This is a genomic window from Enterobacter sp. BWH52 (genome assembly GCF_001037565.1).
GTDB lineage: Bacteria > Pseudomonadota > Gammaproteobacteria > Enterobacterales > Enterobacteriaceae > Enterobacter > Enterobacter hormaechei_C.
Window position 1 is genome coordinate 119,913 of sequence record NZ_KQ089854.1, and the last position, 17,367, is coordinate 137,279.

The following is a 17,367-nucleotide window of genomic DNA, read 5'->3' on the forward strand; positions in this document are numbered from 1 at the left end:
TTATTTACCGCGCACTAAAGGAAGATTCTCCCCGCTCCAGCCGGAGATGCCTTCTTTCAGCACCGTTACGTTTTCAAAGCCTGCTTTATGCAGTGCGTTGGCAGATTCCTGCGCCTGCATGCCAGTGCCGTCAACAACAATAATCGGCTGGGCTTTATGCTTCTCCAGCTCACCAATGTTGTTCGCTTTAATTTCCGCTGGCAGCAGGTTGATAGCACCTGCAATATGGCCCTTGCGGAAATCGTCGCGCTGACGCAGATCGACAACCACGGCGTCCTCTTTGTTGATCAGACGTGTCGCTTCACCGCGGGTGATCACCTTAATTTTAGACGTCAGTCCCTTAAATGTGGTGAACAGTACAGCGACCAGCAGGCCAATCCACGCGATGCTCAGAACCGGGTGGCGGCTAACGAATTGCATAATTTCTTGCATGGGGGGTAACAACTCCCGACTAAGTGATTAAAAAAACCAGGACAGGAGTATACCTGTGCGCTGTGGCAAATACAGCCAGCGACATAAAGCTAATCTATTTTCTGCGGCATGCCACGTAAAAAAAGCCTCAAAATGGCCTGAGAACAGCCTTGCCCCCGCGCTTTCTTTGATCTTCTGCGGCTATTTTATCGATTCAGCTGTAGTAAAATTACGCAAATTTTTTGTCTCTTGAGCATGAGGTTGTCGCAATGTCGGTTTCTAAAAAACCTATGGTACTGGTGATTCTGGATGGCTATGGCTACCGTGAAGATCAACAGGATAACGCCATTTTCAACGCCAAAACCCCGGTTATGGATGCGCTATGGGCAAAACGTCCCCACACCCTGATTGATGCGTCTGGCCTGGAAGTGGGTCTGCCGGATCGTCAGATGGGCAACTCAGAAGTGGGTCACGTTAACCTGGGTGCGGGCCGTATCGTTTATCAGGACCTGACACGCCTGGACGTTGAAATCAAAGAACGTACATTCTTTGCCAACCCAACTCTCACCGGAGCGGTTGATAAAGCCGTTGCCGCAGGCAAGGCCGTTCACATTATGGGTCTGCTCTCTGCGGGCGGTGTTCACAGCCACGAAGATCACATCATGGCGATGGTAGAACTGGCCGCTGAGCGCGGTGCGGAAAAAATCTATCTGCACGCCTTCCTGGATGGTCGCGATACGCCACCACGCAGCGCAAAAGGTTCTCTTGAAGCGTTTGAAGACAAATTTGCCGCACTGGGCAAAGGCCGCGTGGCGTCCATCATTGGTCGTTACTATGCCATGGACCGCGACAACCGCTGGGACCGCGTTGAGCAAGCCTATGATCTGCTGACCCTGGCAAAAGGCGAGTTCCAGTTCCCGACCGCCGTTGAAGGCCTGGAAGCGGCTTACGCGCGTGATGAAAACGACGAATTTGTGAAGGCAACCGTGATCCGCGCTGAAGGCCAGGCCGATGCCGCCATGGAAGATGGCGATGCGCTGATCTTCATGAACTTCCGTGCCGATCGCGCGCGCGAAATCACCCGCGCCTTCGTCAACAGCGATTTCGACGGTTTCGCCCGTAAGAAAGTGGCGAAAATTGATTTCATCCAGTTGACCGAATATGCAGCGGATATCAAAGCCCCATGCGCGTATCCACCCGCCTCGCTGGCAAACACCTTCGGCGAGTGGATGGCGAAAAATGACAAAACGCAGCTGCGCATCTCCGAAACTGAGAAGTATGCGCACGTGACATTCTTCTTTAACGGCGGCGTAGAAGAGCCGTTTAAAGGCGAAGACCGCATCCTGATTAACTCACCGAAAGTCGCCACTTACGATCTCCAGCCAGAAATGAGCTCTGCGGAGCTGACCGAAAAACTGGTGGCCGCGATCCAAAGCGGTAAATACGACACCATCATCTGTAACTATCCGAATGGCGATATGGTGGGCCACACCGGCGTGATGGAAGCAGCCGTTAAAGCGGTTGAAGCGCTGGACCACTGCGTTGAGCAGGTTGCGAAAGCGGTTGAATCCGTAGGCGGCCAACTGCTGATTACCGCTGACCACGGTAACGCAGAACAGATGCGTGACCCGGCAACCGGTCAGGCACATACCGCCCATACCAACCTGCCTGTTCCACTGATTTATGTGGGTGATAAATCAGTGAAAGCAGTGGAAGGCGGCAAGCTTTCCGACATCGCGCCAACCATGTTGTCGCTGATGGGTATGGAAATCCCTGAAGAGATGACTGGCAAGCCGCTGTTCATCGTGGAATAATCGCTCCCCATGAGGGGAAAGGCGATTTTTTCAATCACATGGGTCGTGAAGCCGCTTCGGTTATCAGTCAGACCTCTGCTTTGCGCCAGCGCACTCAGCGCTGGCGTATTGCTGTGCGCCGCATCCGCCCATGCGGATGACCGCGATCAGCTTAAATCCATTCAGGCCGATATCGCCGCCAAAGAGCGTGCAGTACGTCAGCAGCAACAGCAGCGCGCCACCCTGCTCGCCCAGCTTAAAAAGCAGGAAGAGGCCATTTCCGCCGCCGCGCGTAAGCTGCGTGAAACACAAAACACCCTTGCCCAGCTCAATAAGCAAATCGATGAAATGAACGCGTCGATTGCGAAACTGGAGCGTCAGCGCGATGCCCAGGAGCGGAACCTTGCTGCACAACTTGATGCTGCTTTCCGTCAGGGTGAACACACAGGCCTTCAGCTGATCCTCAGCGGTGAAGAGAGCCAGCGAGGTCAGCGTTTACAGGCCTATTTCGGCTATCTTAACCAGGCGCGTCAGGAGACCATTGCGCAGCTGAAACAGACGCGCGAAGAAGTCACCACGCAAAAAGCCGAGCTGGAAGAGAAGCAGAGCCAGCAGCAAACGCTGCTCTACGATCAGCAGGCGCAGCAGGAGAAGCTTGAGCAGGCGCGCAATGAGCGTAAGAAGACGCTCGCCGGGCTGGAGTCCTCTATCCAGGCAGGACAAAGCCAGCTGAGCGAAATGCGCGCCAACGAATCGAGACTGCGTAACAGCATTGCCCGGGCAGAAGCCGCGGCCAAAGCGCGCGCCGAAAAAGAAGCGCGCGAAGCGCAGGCGGTGCGTAATAAGCAGCAGGAAGCCTCCCGGAAAGGCACCACCTACAAACCGACTGAAAATGAACGTTCCCTGATGTCCCGTACCGGCGGCCTCGGCTCCCCGCGTGGTCAGGCTTACTGGCCCGTTCGCGGTACGATCCTGCATCGCTATGGCGAACAGTTGCAGGGTGAGCTACGTTGGAAGGGGATCGTTATCGGTGCGTCTGAAGGTAGCGAAGTGAAAGCCATCGCCGATGGCCGCGTGATCCTGGCCGACTGGCTACAGGGTTATGGGCTCGTGGTGGTGGTTGAACACGGTAAAGGCGACATGAGTCTTTACGGCTACAACCAGAGTGCGCTGGTCAGCGTTGGCACTCAGGTGCGCGCGGGTCAACCCATTGCCCTTGTGGGCAGCAGTGGCGGTCAGGGCCGCCCGTCACTCTATTTCGAAATTCGTCGTCAGGGTCAGGCGGTCAATCCACAGCCGTGGTTGGGAAGATAAGTTTTGCTTCAATTTCGTCGAATTGTTTTTTCCGTAGTCAGCGCACTGGCGCTGGCTGCACCGGTTTATGCAGGCAAACTCGCGATTGTGATTGATGACTTCGGTTATCGACCACACTATGAAAATCAGGTGCTGGCGATGCCGTCAGCCATCTCTGTCGCCGTCCTGCCTAATGCGCCTCACGCGCATGAAATGGCGACCAAAGCTCACAATGGCGGCCATCAGGTCCTTATCCATCTGCCGATGGCCCCCCTCAGCAAGCAGCCGCTGGAAAAAGATACCCTGCGCCCGGACATGAGCAGCGACGAGATCGATCGCATCATCCGCGATGCATACAATAAAGTGCCGTATGCCGTGGGTCTGAATAACCATATGGGCAGCGCGATGACCTCCAGCCTGTACGGTATGCTGAAAGTGATGCAGGCGCTGGAGCGTTACAACCTCTATTTCCTCGACAGCATGACCATCGGCAACAGCCAGGCGATGCGTGCCGCTCAGGGAACGGGCGTGAAAGTCATCAAGCGCAAAGTATTCCTGGATGACTCCCAGAACGAAGCGGATATCCGCGTCCAGTTCAACCGCGCGGTACAGCTGGCGCGCCGTAACGGTTCGGCGATTGCCATTGGGCATCCGCATCCATCTACCGTTCGCGTTTTGCAGCAAATGTTGCCGGGCTTACCCGCCGATATCACGCTGGTGCGTCCGAGCGATCTGCTCAATGAACCTCAGGTGGATACTTCCCGTCCGGGTAGCGCGCAACCACCCGCAACGCGGCCACGTAATCCATTCCGCGGCGTGAAGAACTGCACGCTGAAACAGCCGCCTGAACCGGTCTATGCAACCCGCTTCTTCACGGTGATTGGCGAAAGCATCAGCAGCAGTACGCTGGTTAAATACGTCCAGCAACAGTGGCAGGGTTGGGGAAAAAAAGCCTGATCGGCTAACGCCTATTCTGCCAGATAAGAGTCCGACTGCTCTTTTGCAACGGACTCTTTCTTTTCCCGATTCTGATACCAGGCCTTGAAATACTTCAAAAAACTGTACGCCGTGGCATAAAACCCTGTCACCACACCCACTTTGCCCTGACGCCAGGCACCACTAAACAGATACCATTTGAAAAATGCGCCGATAGCGCTGATCGCTCCGCGACCAAGAGAGGGACGTATCGTCTGATATTGAACCAGGCGAGTGGTATATCCGTTTAATTTATTGAAAAGTTCATGCAGTGAATAAAATGTATCATGTCTGACATAGCCAGGAATACGTTCAGAATGGAGAAAACCTTCGACCTGATCGTCTACTGGCCGGTTATTAAATCGCGACTGCGTACGGTTAAAAAGACGCACCGGATAATCCGGTGATGAGACGGGATAAATCGTTCGGACATTTTCTCCCAGAACAAACCAGTGACGACATATCCGCCACGCCATATCCGGTTCGGGTTCATCGCCCATTTTTAATTTTAAAATAGCATCAACGGTTTCTTGATCGAGTATTTCGTCGCTGTCCATGCACAGCACCCAGTCGTTGTGCGCATGGGATACGGCATGGTTCATCTGCTCGCCGTGCCAGCTATATTTTTTGAATATGGCCGACAATCCATAACTCTGGCAAATATATATCGTTGCGTCTGTACTTCCGGAATCAACTACAACGAATTCATCCGCTATTTTTAAAAGAGGAGGAATAACATCGTGCAACGTTCTTTCGGAGTTAAACGTTAATAAGCAGACCGTTATTTTAAACATTTTCTCACTCTCTCAATAACAACATAAATACTTTCGCTAATAGTATCTAATTGAGAAGAGGCGATTAAAGTCTTAAATCACACTTTTAAAATAAGCGCGTTTAAAACGTTTTCTTATAAAAAGACAAAGAAATACAAAAAATCTATTTTATTTCAACAAATTCTTTATAATGCGGTCAGATGAAGGGTAGCATACGGATTCAGACATGCCGCAAAAACGTAAAATCCTCCTCCTGGACACGGGCAAAGAATGGGGGGGAGGTACCAACAGTATGCTTGAGCTTCTGAAGCGAATCAACCGCGAAAAATTCGACATTACTTGTTGTTTTTACAGTGATTATAGTCGTGCTGAAGGTGAAACGATAGGCCAGGTGCTCAATAGCATTGGGATACCTCTACTCGTTATCCCTCAACGTAAGCAACCGGCATGGGCAAAACTCCTGAAAGAAGCGGGACGTGGTCTGCTGTTTTTCTCGCGTTCGGCGCGCAAAGCATTTACGCGACATATCGATACCCTGTGGCGCATTCGCCCCAACGTCAGCAAGATCGAGACCATTTTCAGGGAAGGTGGATTCGATACGCTGTATATGAACAACCAGCCAGGCTCTAACGAAGAAGGGTATCTGGCGGGCGCAAACCTGCATGCGCGGATAATCCAGCACTGCCGGATTGAACCGGTGCTAACCCCGCCGCTGGTGAAGCTGGTGAATACCCATGCCACAAAAATCATCGCCGTCTCGCACGGCGTTGAACGTGTGCTACTTCAGCATGGCGTCCGGCCAGCGCTGTGTACCACGGTCAACAATGCCATCGACATCCACCAGCCTTTGCCCGACCGACGCGCGATGCGCCAGCGCCTGAACATTGATGATGACACGTTTGTGTTCGGCAGCGTTGGCTCGTTAATCCCTCGCAAGGCCAATCATCACACGCTGGAGGCGCTGGCCCAGTTCAACCAGAGGCACCCGCAGGCAAAATGGAAGATGGTGCTGGTCGGTGAAGGGGCTGAGCGCGGCGCGCTGACGGCACAGGCTGACGCGCTGGGGATTGCTGAACACGTGATTTTTACCGGTTTCCAGAACACGCCTTTTGACTACCTTGCTACCTTTGACGCGTTTATTCTGGCCTCGAAGAGCGAAGGTCTGCCGCGCGTCGTGCTGGAGGCAATGCTGCTGAACATCCCAGTGATTGGTTCAAAGGTGACCGGCACGGCAGAATTGATCGACCACGAGTCGACCGGCCTGCTGTTTCCGTGGAGCGACGTGTCGCAACTTGCTCAACATCTGGATAATATCTGGCAGGATCCTGCTCTGCGCGCCCGGCTCGCCGCTGCCGCACACCAGAATGTCTGCAACATGTATGCCATTGAAAGCTATGTTAACGGTGTCGAGGCCGTTCTTGGCGCGCAATAACCAAACGAGAAGAACATGTTTAAATTCCTGAATGCTCGCTACCGCCACATTACCGGGCGTCATAACATTCCCTACGCTTCCCTTCCGGTCACGCGCGATCTCGTTGCGGTTGATTCCATCGTGATCCCTTGTACGGGCGCGGATTTCGTCGAAGAGGCGTTATTATCAGCGACCTTTGCAGAGCGTTACGCCACCGACGTCAGCGAGATTGTTATCGTCAGCGATCAGCCTGAATCCGCTTTCGGCGAGCTGCCGCTAAAAACCCGCGTTGTCACCCTCACGCTTCCAAAACGTGAAGAGGGGTACCGCTATAAGCAGATCTACCTCAGTCGTCTGGTGAAGCTTAATGCTCCGTTGCAGGCGCGCGGTGAAGGGGTGCTGATGATCGACTCCGATCTCAACCTGCTTAAAATGCCAGAGATCAACATGGCGGATATGCACATCTACTCCAGCTTCCGTCAGGGCAAAATGATTGCCAAGCTGGACGGTGCGCCAGCGGAGAAAGTGCCGGCATATTACAAAGAAACGGTGCGCCCGTATCTGGTCGATCACGTTAACGGCGCGTTTCTTGCGGCCACCAAAAAGACCTGGCGCCGTATCTGCCCGCTGTGGCTGACGCTGTTCCAGGATACCTGGGAGCTGATGGACGATACGCAGCCGCCGACCGATCAGCTGCCGCTCGCTGCGCTGCTGGACATGCTGGATGTAAAAACGGTTAACCTGGGCGACTGGATGAACTGGCCGGTCTCCAAGAAGATCGGCGGTCAGGAAGCCGTTGTGCCGAAAGAGGTGATTGGCGCGCACGGTGGTTTCCCGCTTTCCGAGTGGCAGAAGTATCTGGAATCGCCGGATAACAAACTGCTGTTCAAAGGTCAGGACTACACCCGCAAGGTGCGTTACCTGACGGACGAAGAGAAAAAGAATCAGTAAAAAAAGGGGCCGCTGGCCCCTTTTTCATTATTTATCCCAGCTCAGGATCACTTTCCCTGACTGGCCGGAACGCATCGCGTCAAAGCCCTGCTGGAACTCATCGATGGAGAAACGGTGAGTGATAATCGGGGACAGATCCAGACCAGACTGGATCAGCGCGGCCATCTTGTACCAGGTCTCAAACATCTCGCGGCCATAGATGCCCTTAATGAATAGCCCCTTGAAGATGACTTTGTTCCAGTCGATGGACATATCTGACGGCGGAATACCCAGCATCGCGATACGACCACCGTGGTTCATGGTGTCGAGCATGGTGCGGAACGCGGGTGGCGCGCCGGACATCTCCAGACCCACGTCAAAGCCTTCGGTCATGCCCAGCTCTTCCATCACGTCGGTCAGGCTCTCTTTCGAGACATCCACCGCGCGGGTGACGCCCATTTTGCGCGCCAGCGACAGGCGGTATTCGTTCACGTCGGTGATCACCACGTTGCGCGCACCCACATGCTTCGCCACGGCAGCCGCCATAATACCGATGGGGCCTGCGCCGGAGACCAGCACGTCTTCCCCCACCAGGTCGAAGGAGAGCGCCGTATGTACCGCGTTGCCGAACGGGTCGAAGATGGAGGCCAGATCGTCAGAGATATTGTCCGGGATTTTGAACGCGTTAAACGCCGGGATCACCAGGTATTCCGCGAAGCAGCCCGGACGGTTCACGCCCACGCCGACGGTGTTGCGGCACAGGTGGGTACGCCCACCGCGACAGTTGCGGCAGTGACCACAGGTAATGTGGCCTTCACCGGAGACGCGGTCGCCAATGTTGAAGCCTTTCACTTCCTGGCCGATGCCGACTACTTCGCCGACATATTCGTGGCCGACTACCATTGGCACGGGAATAGTTTTTTGCGACCACTGGTCCCAGTTGTAGATGTGAACGTCAGTACCGCAGATGGCGGTTTTACGAATTTTGATCAGCAGATCGTTATGACCGACTTCCGGCTCCGGTACGTCGGTCATCCAAATCCCTTCTTCCGCTTTCAGTTTGGATAACGCTTTCATCACACGTCCTCAGGCAATTACGCCCAGCTGTTTGCCGATGCGGGTAAAGGCTTCCACCGCACGTTCAATTTGTTCAGGCGAGTGCGCCGCAGACATCTGGGTGCGGATACGCGCCTGACCTTTTGGTACCACCGGGAAGAAGAACCCGGTCACGTAAATCCCTTCTTTCTGAAGCTCACGAGCAAATTTCTGCGCGACAACCGCGTCGCCCAGCATCACCGGAATGATCGCGTGATCGGCACCGGCCAGGGTGAATCCTGCGGCACTCATTTTTTCACGGAACAGGCGGGCGTTAGCCCACAGGCGGTCGCGCAGCTCAGCGCCGGATTCCACCATCTCCAGCACTTTAATAGAGGCAGCCACAATCGCCGGTGCCAGGGAGTTGGAGAACAGGTACGGGCGGGAGCGCTGACGCAGCCACTCAACCACCTCTTTACGCGCAGCGGTATAACCGCCAGACGCGCCGCCGAGCGCTTTGCCCAGCGTACCGGTGATGATGTCCACGCGGCCCATTACGTCGCAGTATTCGTGGGAGCCGCGGCCGTTTTCGCCGACAAAGCCAACCGCGTGAGAGTCATCCACCATCACCAGCGCGTCGTATTTATCCGCCAGATCGCACACGCCCTTCAGGTTGGCGATCACGCCATCCATGGAGAACACGCCGTCGGTGGCGATCAGCACGTGGCGGGCACCCGCTTCGCGTGCCTCTTTCAGGCGGGCTTCCAGCTCAACCATGTCGTTGTTGGCGTAGCGGAAACGCTTCGCTTTACACAGGCGAACACCGTCGATGATGGAGGCGTGGTTCAGGGCGTCGGAGATAATCGCATCTTCTGCGCCGAGCAGGGTTTCAAACAGACCGCCGTTGGCGTCGAAGCAGGATGAGTACAGAATCGCGTCTTCCATTCCGAGGAAGTTCGCCAGCTTTTGCTCAAGCTGCTTGTGGCTGTCCTGGGTACCGCAGATAAAGCGAACGGAGGCCATACCGAAACCGTGGGTGTCCATGCCGCTTTTCGCCGCGGCAATCAGCTCAGGGTGATTCGCAAGACCTAAGTAGTTGTTCGCGCAAAAGTTGATCACATGGCTGCCGTCGGCAACGGTGATGTCCGCCTGCTGGGCAGACGTGATAATACGCTCTTCTTTGAACAACCCTTCCGCACGTGCGGTCTCGAGGTCGCTGTTTAACTGTTTGTAAAAATCACCACGCATTGCAATTCTCCAGACTCGGCAAATTTTGGCACATATTACCCAAACCAATAGTTCATGACGAGATGACGCAGTATCTCTTCTCGTTTTTGCAGCATAAATCACGCGTACCCCTGCTGCATATCGGTGAATGGCTGAAGCCTGAGCATTGTGATGATATGATAAAGAGATTAGCGTTCGGGATATTCCCCGACTCATACTTCAAAGGTTACAGTTATGATCATCGTTACTGGCGGCGCGGGCTTTATCGGCAGCAATATTGTTAAGGCCCTCAATGACAAAGGCATCACCGACATTCTGGTGGTGGACAACCTGAAAGACGGCACCAAGTTCGTGAACCTGGTGGATCTGAACATCGCTGACTACATGGATAAAGAAGACTTCCTTATCCAGATTATGGCGGGTGAAGAGTTCGGCGAGATCGAAGCCATCTTCCACGAAGGTGCATGCTCCTCCACCACCGAGTGGGACGGCAAGTACATGATGGATAACAACTATCAGTACTCCAAAGAGCTCCTGCACTACTGCCTGGAGCGTGAAATTCCGTTCCTGTACGCCTCTTCCGCGGCAACCTACGGTGGTCGCACTTCAGATTTCATCGAATCCCGCGAATATGAGCAGCCGCTGAACGTCTACGGTTACTCCAAATTCCTGTTTGATGAGTACGTGCGTCAGATCCTGCCAGAAGCGAACTCGCAAATTGTCGGCTTCCGCTACTTCAACGTCTACGGGCCGCGCGAAGGCCATAAAGGCAGCATGGCGAGCGTGGCGTTCCACCTGAACACCCAGTTAAATAACGGCGAAAGCCCGAAACTGTTCGAAGGCAGCGACGGCTTCAAGCGTGACTTCGTCTACGTGGGCGACGTGGCGGCAGTGAACCTGTGGTTCCTGGAAAATGGCGTGTCCGGCATTTTCAACCTGGGCACCGGCCGCGCGGAATCCTTCCAGGCGGTGGCAGACGCGACGCTGGCGTACCATAAGAAAGGCAGCATCGAGTACATTCCGTTCCCGGATAAGCTGAAAGGCCGCTACCAGGCATTCACTCAGGCGGACCTGACTAACCTGCGCGCCGCAGGCTATGACAAGCCGTTCAAGACCGTTGCCGAAGGCGTAACGGAATATATGGCCTGGCTGAACCGCGACGCATAAGTATGAAAATTCTGGTGATCGGCCCGTCATGGGTGGGCGACATGATGATGTCGCAAAGTCTCTATCGCACGCTCAAGGCGCGTTATCCCCAGGCGATAATCGACGTGATGGCACCCGCATGGTGCCGTCCGCTGTTATCGCGTATGCCGGAAGTGAACGAGGCGATCCCGATGCCGCTCGGCCACGGGACGCTGGAAATCGGTGAACGCCGCAAACTCGGCCACAGCCTGCGCGAGAAACGCTATGACCGCGCCTACGTGCTACCTAACTCCTTCAAATCTGCCCTTGTGCCCTTCTTTGCGGGCATCCCGCATCGTACCGGCTGGCGCGGTGAAATGCGCTACGGCCTGCTGAACGATGCTCGTGTGCTGGATAAAGAGGCCTGGCCGCTGATGGTCGAGCGCTACGTGGCGCTGGCCTACGACAAAGGCGTGATGCGCAGCGCGAAAGATCTGCCGCAGCCGCTGCTGTGGCCGCAGCTCCAGGTAAGCGATGGGGAGAAATCCCACACCTGCAACGCATTTGGCATTTCGTCCGAACGCCCGATGATTGGGTTCTGCCCTGGCGCGGAGTTTGGTCCGGCAAAACGCTGGCCGCACTATCACTATGCAGAGCTGGCGAAACAGCTTATCGATGAAGGCTATCAGATTGTGCTGTTTGGCTCGGCGAAAGATCATGAGGCGGGCAATGAAATTCTCGCCACGCTCAGTACCGAGCAACAGGCCTGGTGCCGAAACCTGGCTGGGGAAACGCAGCTCGAGCAGGCGGTTATTTTGATTGCCGCCTGTAAAGCCGTGGTGACGAACGACTCCGGTTTAATGCACGTCGCCGCCGCGCTGGATCGTCCCCTGGTTGCGCTGTATGGCCCAAGCAGCCCGGACTTCACGCCGCCGCTGTCGCACAAGGCGCGCGTGATCCGTTTAATCACCGGCTACCACAAGGTGCGTAAAGGCGATGCCGCAGAAGGCTATCATCAGAGCCTGATCGACATCACGCCGCAGCGCGTCCTTGAAGAACTCAACGCATTGCTGTTGAGCGAAGAAGGATAACGGATGCGGGTATTGATCGTTAAAACCTCCTCAATGGGTGATGTTCTGCATACGCTGCCGTCGCTGACGGACGCCATGCGGGCCATTCCCGGCATCCGTTTTGACTGGGTGGTGGAAGAAGGCTTCGCGCAGATCCCCACCTGGCATGAAGCGGTTGATCGCGTGATCCCGGTGGCCATTCGCCGCTGGCGCAAAGCGTGGTTCTCCGCACCGATTAAAGCCGAACGCAAAGCCTTCCGCGAAGCGGTGCAGGCCCGGCGTTACGACGCGATCGTCGACGCCCAGGGGCTGGTGAAAAGCGCCGCGCTGGTCACGCGTCTGGCGCACGGCGTAAAGCACGGCATGGACTGGCAAACCGCCCGCGAACCGCTGGCGAGCCTGTTCTATAACCGTCGACACCATATTGCGAAACAACAGCACGCCGTGGAGCGCACCCGCGAGCTGTTCGCGAAAAGCCTGGGCTATGCAAAACCTGAAGCCCAGGGTGACTACGCTATTGCACAGCATTTTTTGCGCGAGACGGAGGAGCATGCCGAGCCGTATCTGGTGTTCCTGCATGCCACAACGCGCGACGATAAGCACTGGCCGGAAACGCACTGGCGAAGGCTTATTGAACTAATGCAACCTTGCGGTATCCATATTAAACTCCCGTGGGGCGCTGAACATGAGCGTCAGCGTGCGGAGCGTCTGGCAGCCGGTTTTTCCCATGTCGAGGTGTTACCCAAACTCACGCTGGCGCAAGTTGCCGCACAGCTGGCGGGCGCAAACGCCGTCGTTTCTGTGGATACAGGGTTAAGCCATTTAACCGCCGCACTGGATCGACCTAATATCACGATTTTCGGCCCGACCGATCCGGGGTTGATCGGGGGTTACGGTAAAAACCAGCATCAGATGGTCAGCCCTACGCAACAAACGAAGGATATTAGCGCAGATGCTATTTTTTCATTTTTACAGGGCAGCCATCGGCTTTCCAACAGGGATATTTAACCCATGAGTTATGTATTTCTGCTGATTTTACTCTTTCCGGTGAAACTCATCCGGAAGCTGTTTCGAAAGGACACGGGCAAGAACCTTGTCATTCAAACAGCCAAAATCGGTGACTTTATTAATGCGACGCCTCTTCTGGCCTGGCTGCAAAAAAGCGATGTGTTGATCAGTCGCAGCGTTGGTGCGCTGGCGAAGCATGATGAGACTATCGAGCAGATCTATTTTATTGAGCAGCATAAGCGCAACCTGTGGCGTAAACTGTGCTTCGCGTGCAGGATCATGAACCGCTACGACAACGTCTACCTGCTACAGCCCAACAGCGTGAACCTCTTTTTTGCCGCCGTCTGCAATGCCAAAAACAAACAATTTTTAAGCATTTACACGCGCAGGTGGTATCACGGGATTTTCTATCTCGCGGCCGACGGTACCGTTGAGCATGGCAAAAAAACGCTTTCGGTGACGAACTACCTGAAACTGGCCGACCGCTCGCTCACATGGCAAGACTCTCCCAAGCACGCCACAAAGCCGCTCTTCAAGCCGACGACCTGGCCGGCTATTCTTGATAAACCTGACGTTATCCGCATCGGCATCAGTATTGCGGCAGGCAATAAAGCCAAAACCGTCCCTCCGGGTATCTGGAAGCGGATTGTTGATCAACTCGCTGATTTACCCTGCGAGTTTTATGTCTTCGGCGCGCCAAACGAACAGTCGTGGATGGATGATATCACCCGCCTTTACGGTGAAATCCCTAATTTTATTAATCTTATTGGCAAAATTTCGCTAGAAGAGCTTCCCTGGGCCATTTCAAAGATGGACTGCTATATCGCGTCTGACTCGGGGAATGTCTATATCGCAGACGCCGTCGGCGTGCCGGTGGTCCTGCTGTTTGGACCGTGTTGTCATTACGAACAGCGTCCGCTTGGCAATGTGATGCTGATCGGGAATGACGACAACATTTGTTCTTATGTGTTTGAAACGCGCTATTACTTCCCGCAAGAACGGGAAGCGCTATTCTCTGTCACTGACTCCGCGTTACACGATCTTCAGCAGTTTGTCCGTACATTACCCAAAGCCCGCTCACTGGCTAGCGCTACCGACGCTCAAGGAAACTAATTTTTATGGCTTTTTTAAGCGTCATTATTGCTGCGCATAACGCTGAAGCTACGCTGCACGCCACGCTTTCAAGCCTGCTGGCAGCAATCGGTCAGGACACTGAAGTCATTATTTTCAATGACAGTTCTGAGGATGCCACGCAGGCAATAATTGAAGAGTGGTCGCCGAAATTTCCTCAGATCATCACGCGCACCGTGAACTTTCGTAACGTAGGCCGGGTACGAAACAGCGCTGTCGCGCTGGCATCGGGAGAGTATATTACGATGCTCGACAGTGACGATTGCTTAAAGCCGGGCAGCCTCGGGGACGCAATAGCCTTCCTGAAAGCGCAACGTCCGGATATGTTACTGACACGTTTGCTTGAGATTCGCGATCCCCGGAAAATGACTTCAGACTGGCAGGGATTTAATCCTGTGCCATTGCCACAACATGAAGCAGTCGCTCGTTTCTTGCGCCATAAAGACTTTCAGGCGCATCTCATTGGCCAGTTTATTCATCGTAGCCTGTACGAGAGTAACCCTATTCCTCCGATGTTATGTTATGAGGATTTCGCTGTCTTCCCTGGAATGCTGATGCAATCGAACAAAATAGTCTATCAACGCCAGGGGCATTATTATTACATCAAGCGTCGCGACAGTTTGTCGAGCACTCTGGACGCCAGCAAAATTTCAACGCTTGTCGAATGCACGTTACAGATGGAAAGAACATTTCCGTCAAGCTACAAGCATCTCGTCAATTGCCACTGGTTTGATATTTACAGCAACCATCGGTCCTGTCTTACAGACCAACAATTGCAGCTCGTGAAACAACGCGTAAAGGCCATGTATACATTGTCTTTTTTCCTCTCCACCGATGTTCGTTTTAGCTATAAAAAAAGGGTTATTGAGGCATTATGGAAAAAATAAAACCACGGCTCTATCAACTGACGATCGCTTTGAGCCTCATCTCTTTGATACTGGCTTTAGTCAGTTCAGGGAAGCAAAGAGAGTTTTTCTATATTGCTATTTACGTCAGTATTATTGGCCTGGCTTTCGAATATAAAAAAATCACTCTGCGACCTTTTACTATAGCGCTGCCCATTCTGCTGATTGGATTACTTAACCTCGGCTGGTATTTACTCTATGAGTATCATAACGAGGGACTCAACCTTTACAGCGACTATCTCGGTGCCAGCAAAAAATTAATTTTAGCGAGTGTCCTGATTTTCTATATTGACCGCTTTAAGTTTTATATCGATAAGGACACCTTCAGGAAATTTTTCTTCTTCGCAACGGCCTTAGGGTTTGTGCTCGCCACAGGGTATGGCTTGTGGCAGGCCTCACAAGGTATGACTCGCGTTGAGATGGCAATTAACCGTGCCACCGTTTCAGCCTATGTTTATTCTGTCCTGTCACTGGCTTTCGTATACAGTCTTTACCTTCAACAGAACGTGAAGCTGTATGTTGTTGCGGGCTTCACTATATTAATCTCTTACTTCGTCATACTGTTGACGGGGACCCGTGCTGCGATGGGTTTATATCTGCTTCTGGCAATTGTGCTCACGCTTTATCATTTCAGAAAGATTCATCTTAAATCCGCCCTCATCTTTCTATGCATTGTTGCAGGCGTTGTAATCGTTAGCTACAAGCCATTGATTTCGCCGAAAATTAAACAAACCCAACGTGAGGTTGAACGTTATCAACAAGGTTTTGACCGCACGTCATTGGGCGCACGTTTTTCGATGTGGACTGTCGGGATCGAGAATGGTCTTGCGCATCCGTTAGGGCAATCGCTGGAACAGCGTGAAGCGTGGACGCGGCAGTATATTAAAGACGGACATCCGCACCTTGGCAGTGCACTCGAATACATCAAAGTTCATCTGCATAATGAATTTATTGAGAAATACTCTTTGCAGGGGATCCCCGGCGTAGCGGTAATGCTCTTTTTCTTCGTTTCGATGATTGCGTATGCCCTACGAAACAGAAACGCGCTGCTGCTAACGTCAATGCTTCTTTTGCTTTTGTATGGACTGACGGATGTCATACTGCTCAGTTCAGAAGCCTTAATCTTCTTTATGATTTTGTTTGCGTTAAGTACACCTTTCTCACAAACAAAGCAGCAATAATAAATATGCCCGCCTGGCGGGCATAACTATTTTTTGTACTGGTAAAACTCCGCAAGCGTCATCCCCACGGTCTTATCTGATAACCAGGTAAAGAGCTGCTCCAGATCCTGATACAGTCCCTCAATCGCGGCCTGGTCTTTAAAAGTAGGGCTGCCGCCAGGCATAAATTCCGACGAATGCAGCATGAACTCTACGTAGTCATTCCCCTGAGCCAGGCACTGCTGCGCAACCTTAATCATCTCCTGCGCGTTACCGCCGGACGGGCGTAACCAGTTAACTGACGGAGAACGGTATTTACCGCGCAGACGATCGTAACCCTGCTTCAGGGAATTCAGCCATGCCGGGTGTTTATACTGGATACTCATCGGCACTTCGAGGAGAGGGCTGTTTCCCGGCCGGGAAATGTCGTCTACGTCCAAAAAATAGGCGCGATCGGGAAAATGCTGGTAATTCGTTCCGCCATTACCCTGCGGGGCACCTTTCGCGTTGCGCCAGTTCACGCGCGGCGTAACGGAACAATCTACCTGATACCCCAGCTCAATCAGCAACCGGGCGTAACGGCTGTCGAATGCCCAGCGCCCGGCGCGATGGCTGAGCATTTTTGTCTGGAAAGTCTCTTCCAGTAAGCGGGTCATGAACAGCACTTTCTCACGCATGACCTCGTCTGAAAACTCAATCAGATAAGGCTGCCAGCGCCAGTCATCACCGGTCAGATCGTGCTCCGGAGGGCTATTCCAGGCATGGAGATGCATTCCCACCTCACCCTGGCCGCGGGCTATGACCTCTTTCGCGAACTCAATGAATACCGGTTCGACGGCCATCTCGTAGTTGGTCAGCCAGACGGGCTTAAAGCCGAAGCGTTCACAAAGCGCCTGAAACCGCGCCAGGTAGCGCGCGTTTTCCGTTTTGATCACCCGGTGGTTCTGCCAGAGATTATCCCCTTCGGTATCGATCGTGATGATAAACGCTGGTTTTTTCATAATAAGTCCGCAAGACAAAATAGTTAGCGCTATGTTACGCACGCCCGAAAGCAGGAGTAAACCCTTCCAGGGAAATTCCTGACATTATGGAGAAAGAGTGCAAGTCGTTACCAGGTCTA

The 17,367-nt window shown here is 53.5% G+C and carries 16 protein-coding genes; 11 read left to right on the forward strand and 5 right to left on the reverse strand.

What is annotated here, in order from left to right:
* On the reverse strand, window positions 1–432 hold the full coding sequence (locus SK47_RS00600) for a rhodanese-like domain-containing protein (RefSeq protein WP_003860840.1): 432 nt from the start codon (window positions 430–432) through the stop codon (window positions 1–3).
* Window positions 433–680: 248 nt separating this feature from the next.
* Here SK47_RS00600 and gpmM point away from each other — a divergent pair, with 248 nt between their 5' ends.
* The 3 genes from gpmM to SK47_RS00615 are packed head-to-tail and all read left to right on the forward strand — an operon-like array spanning window position 681 to window position 4,454.
* Complete coding sequence (gene gpmM / locus SK47_RS00605) at window positions 681–2,225, forward strand: 2,3-bisphosphoglycerate-independent phosphoglycerate mutase (RefSeq protein WP_022650159.1); 1,545 nt, start codon at window positions 681–683, stop codon at window positions 2,223–2,225.
* Window positions 2,226–2,258: 33 nt separating this feature from the next.
* Window positions 2,259–3,518: a murein hydrolase activator EnvC gene (envC, locus tag SK47_RS00610; RefSeq protein WP_026094345.1), complete on the forward strand. Its 1,260-nt coding sequence runs from the start codon at window positions 2,259–2,261 to the stop codon at window positions 3,516–3,518.
* 3 nt (window positions 3,519–3,521) lie between these two features.
* Entirely contained in the window at window positions 3,522–4,454 is a 933-nt protein-coding gene (locus SK47_RS00615; protein ID WP_032634365.1) for a divergent polysaccharide deacetylase family protein, read from the forward strand.
* Between the two features lie 11 nt (window positions 4,455–4,465).
* On the opposite strand, the gene SK47_RS00620 is transcribed toward SK47_RS00615, so the two are convergent.
* Window positions 4,466–5,266, reverse strand: a complete 801-nt coding sequence (locus SK47_RS00620) for a glycosyltransferase family 2 protein (protein ID WP_023323978.1) — start codon at window positions 5,264–5,266, stop codon at window positions 4,466–4,468.
* A 205-nt stretch (window positions 5,267–5,471) separates the two neighbouring features.
* Here SK47_RS00620 and SK47_RS00625 point away from each other — a divergent pair, with 205 nt between their 5' ends.
* Together SK47_RS00625 and SK47_RS00630 are read left to right on the forward strand one after the other, a co-directional pair.
* On the forward strand, window positions 5,472–6,677 hold the full coding sequence (locus SK47_RS00625) for a glycosyltransferase (protein WP_023315174.1): 1,206 nt from the start codon (window positions 5,472–5,474) through the stop codon (window positions 6,675–6,677).
* 15 nt (window positions 6,678–6,692) lie between these two features.
* Window positions 6,693–7,607, forward strand: a complete 915-nt coding sequence (locus tag SK47_RS00630; RefSeq protein WP_032608204.1) for a hypothetical protein — start codon at window positions 6,693–6,695, stop codon at window positions 7,605–7,607.
* 27 nt (window positions 7,608–7,634) lie between these two features.
* Here the strand turns inward: SK47_RS00630 and tdh are convergent, their stop codons facing one another.
* Both tdh and kbl read right to left on the reverse strand, forming a co-directional pair.
* Window positions 7,635–8,663 carry an L-threonine 3-dehydrogenase gene (gene tdh / locus SK47_RS00635; RefSeq protein ID WP_017383610.1) on the reverse strand — a complete coding sequence of 343 codons (1,029 nt, stop codon included), beginning with the start codon at window positions 8,661–8,663 and terminating at the stop codon, window positions 7,635–7,637.
* A gap of 9 nt (window positions 8,664–8,672) precedes the next feature.
* Window positions 8,673–9,869: a glycine C-acetyltransferase gene (gene kbl, locus SK47_RS00640; RefSeq protein WP_048243321.1), complete on the reverse strand. Its 1,197-nt coding sequence runs from the start codon at window positions 9,867–9,869 to the stop codon at window positions 8,673–8,675.
* A 213-nt stretch (window positions 9,870–10,082) separates the two neighbouring features.
* On the opposite strand from kbl, the gene rfaD reads away from it, so the two are divergent.
* From rfaD to SK47_RS00670, 6 genes are read left to right on the forward strand one after another with little or no spacing between them, the layout of a single operon-like run.
* Window positions 10,083–11,015: an ADP-glyceromanno-heptose 6-epimerase gene (gene rfaD, locus SK47_RS00645; RefSeq protein WP_003860858.1), complete on the forward strand. Its 933-nt coding sequence runs from the start codon at window positions 10,083–10,085 to the stop codon at window positions 11,013–11,015.
* 2 nt (window positions 11,016–11,017) lie between these two features.
* Window positions 11,018–12,064: an ADP-heptose--LPS heptosyltransferase RfaF gene (gene rfaF / locus SK47_RS00650; protein WP_048243324.1), complete on the forward strand. Its 1,047-nt coding sequence runs from the start codon at window positions 11,018–11,020 to the stop codon at window positions 12,062–12,064.
* A 3-nt stretch (window positions 12,065–12,067) separates the two neighbouring features.
* Window positions 12,068–13,051: a lipopolysaccharide heptosyltransferase RfaC gene (gene rfaC / locus SK47_RS00655; RefSeq protein ID WP_022646632.1), complete on the forward strand. Its 984-nt coding sequence runs from the start codon at window positions 12,068–12,070 to the stop codon at window positions 13,049–13,051.
* 3 nt (window positions 13,052–13,054) lie between these two features.
* A complete protein-coding gene (locus SK47_RS00660; RefSeq protein ID WP_032608201.1) occupies window positions 13,055–14,164 on the forward strand; it encodes a glycosyltransferase family 9 protein in 1,110 nt (369 codons plus the stop codon).
* A 5-nt stretch (window positions 14,165–14,169) separates the two neighbouring features.
* Window positions 14,170–15,069 (forward strand): glycosyltransferase family 2 protein, encoded by a 900-nt coding sequence (locus tag SK47_RS00665; RefSeq protein WP_048243326.1) that lies wholly within the window; start codon window positions 14,170–14,172, stop codon window positions 15,067–15,069.
* Window positions 15,057–16,268 (forward strand): O-antigen ligase family protein, encoded by a 1,212-nt coding sequence (locus SK47_RS00670; protein ID WP_023315170.1) that lies wholly within the window; start codon window positions 15,057–15,059, stop codon window positions 16,266–16,268. Before SK47_RS00665 ends, SK47_RS00670 begins: the two co-directional genes overlap by 13 nt.
* Window positions 16,269–16,294: 26 nt before the next feature.
* On the opposite strand, the gene SK47_RS00675 is transcribed toward SK47_RS00670, so the two are convergent.
* Complete coding sequence (locus tag SK47_RS00675; RefSeq protein WP_022650150.1) at window positions 16,295–17,248, reverse strand: polysaccharide deacetylase family protein; 954 nt, start codon at window positions 17,246–17,248, stop codon at window positions 16,295–16,297.
* Window positions 17,249–17,367 lie beyond the last annotated feature (119 nt).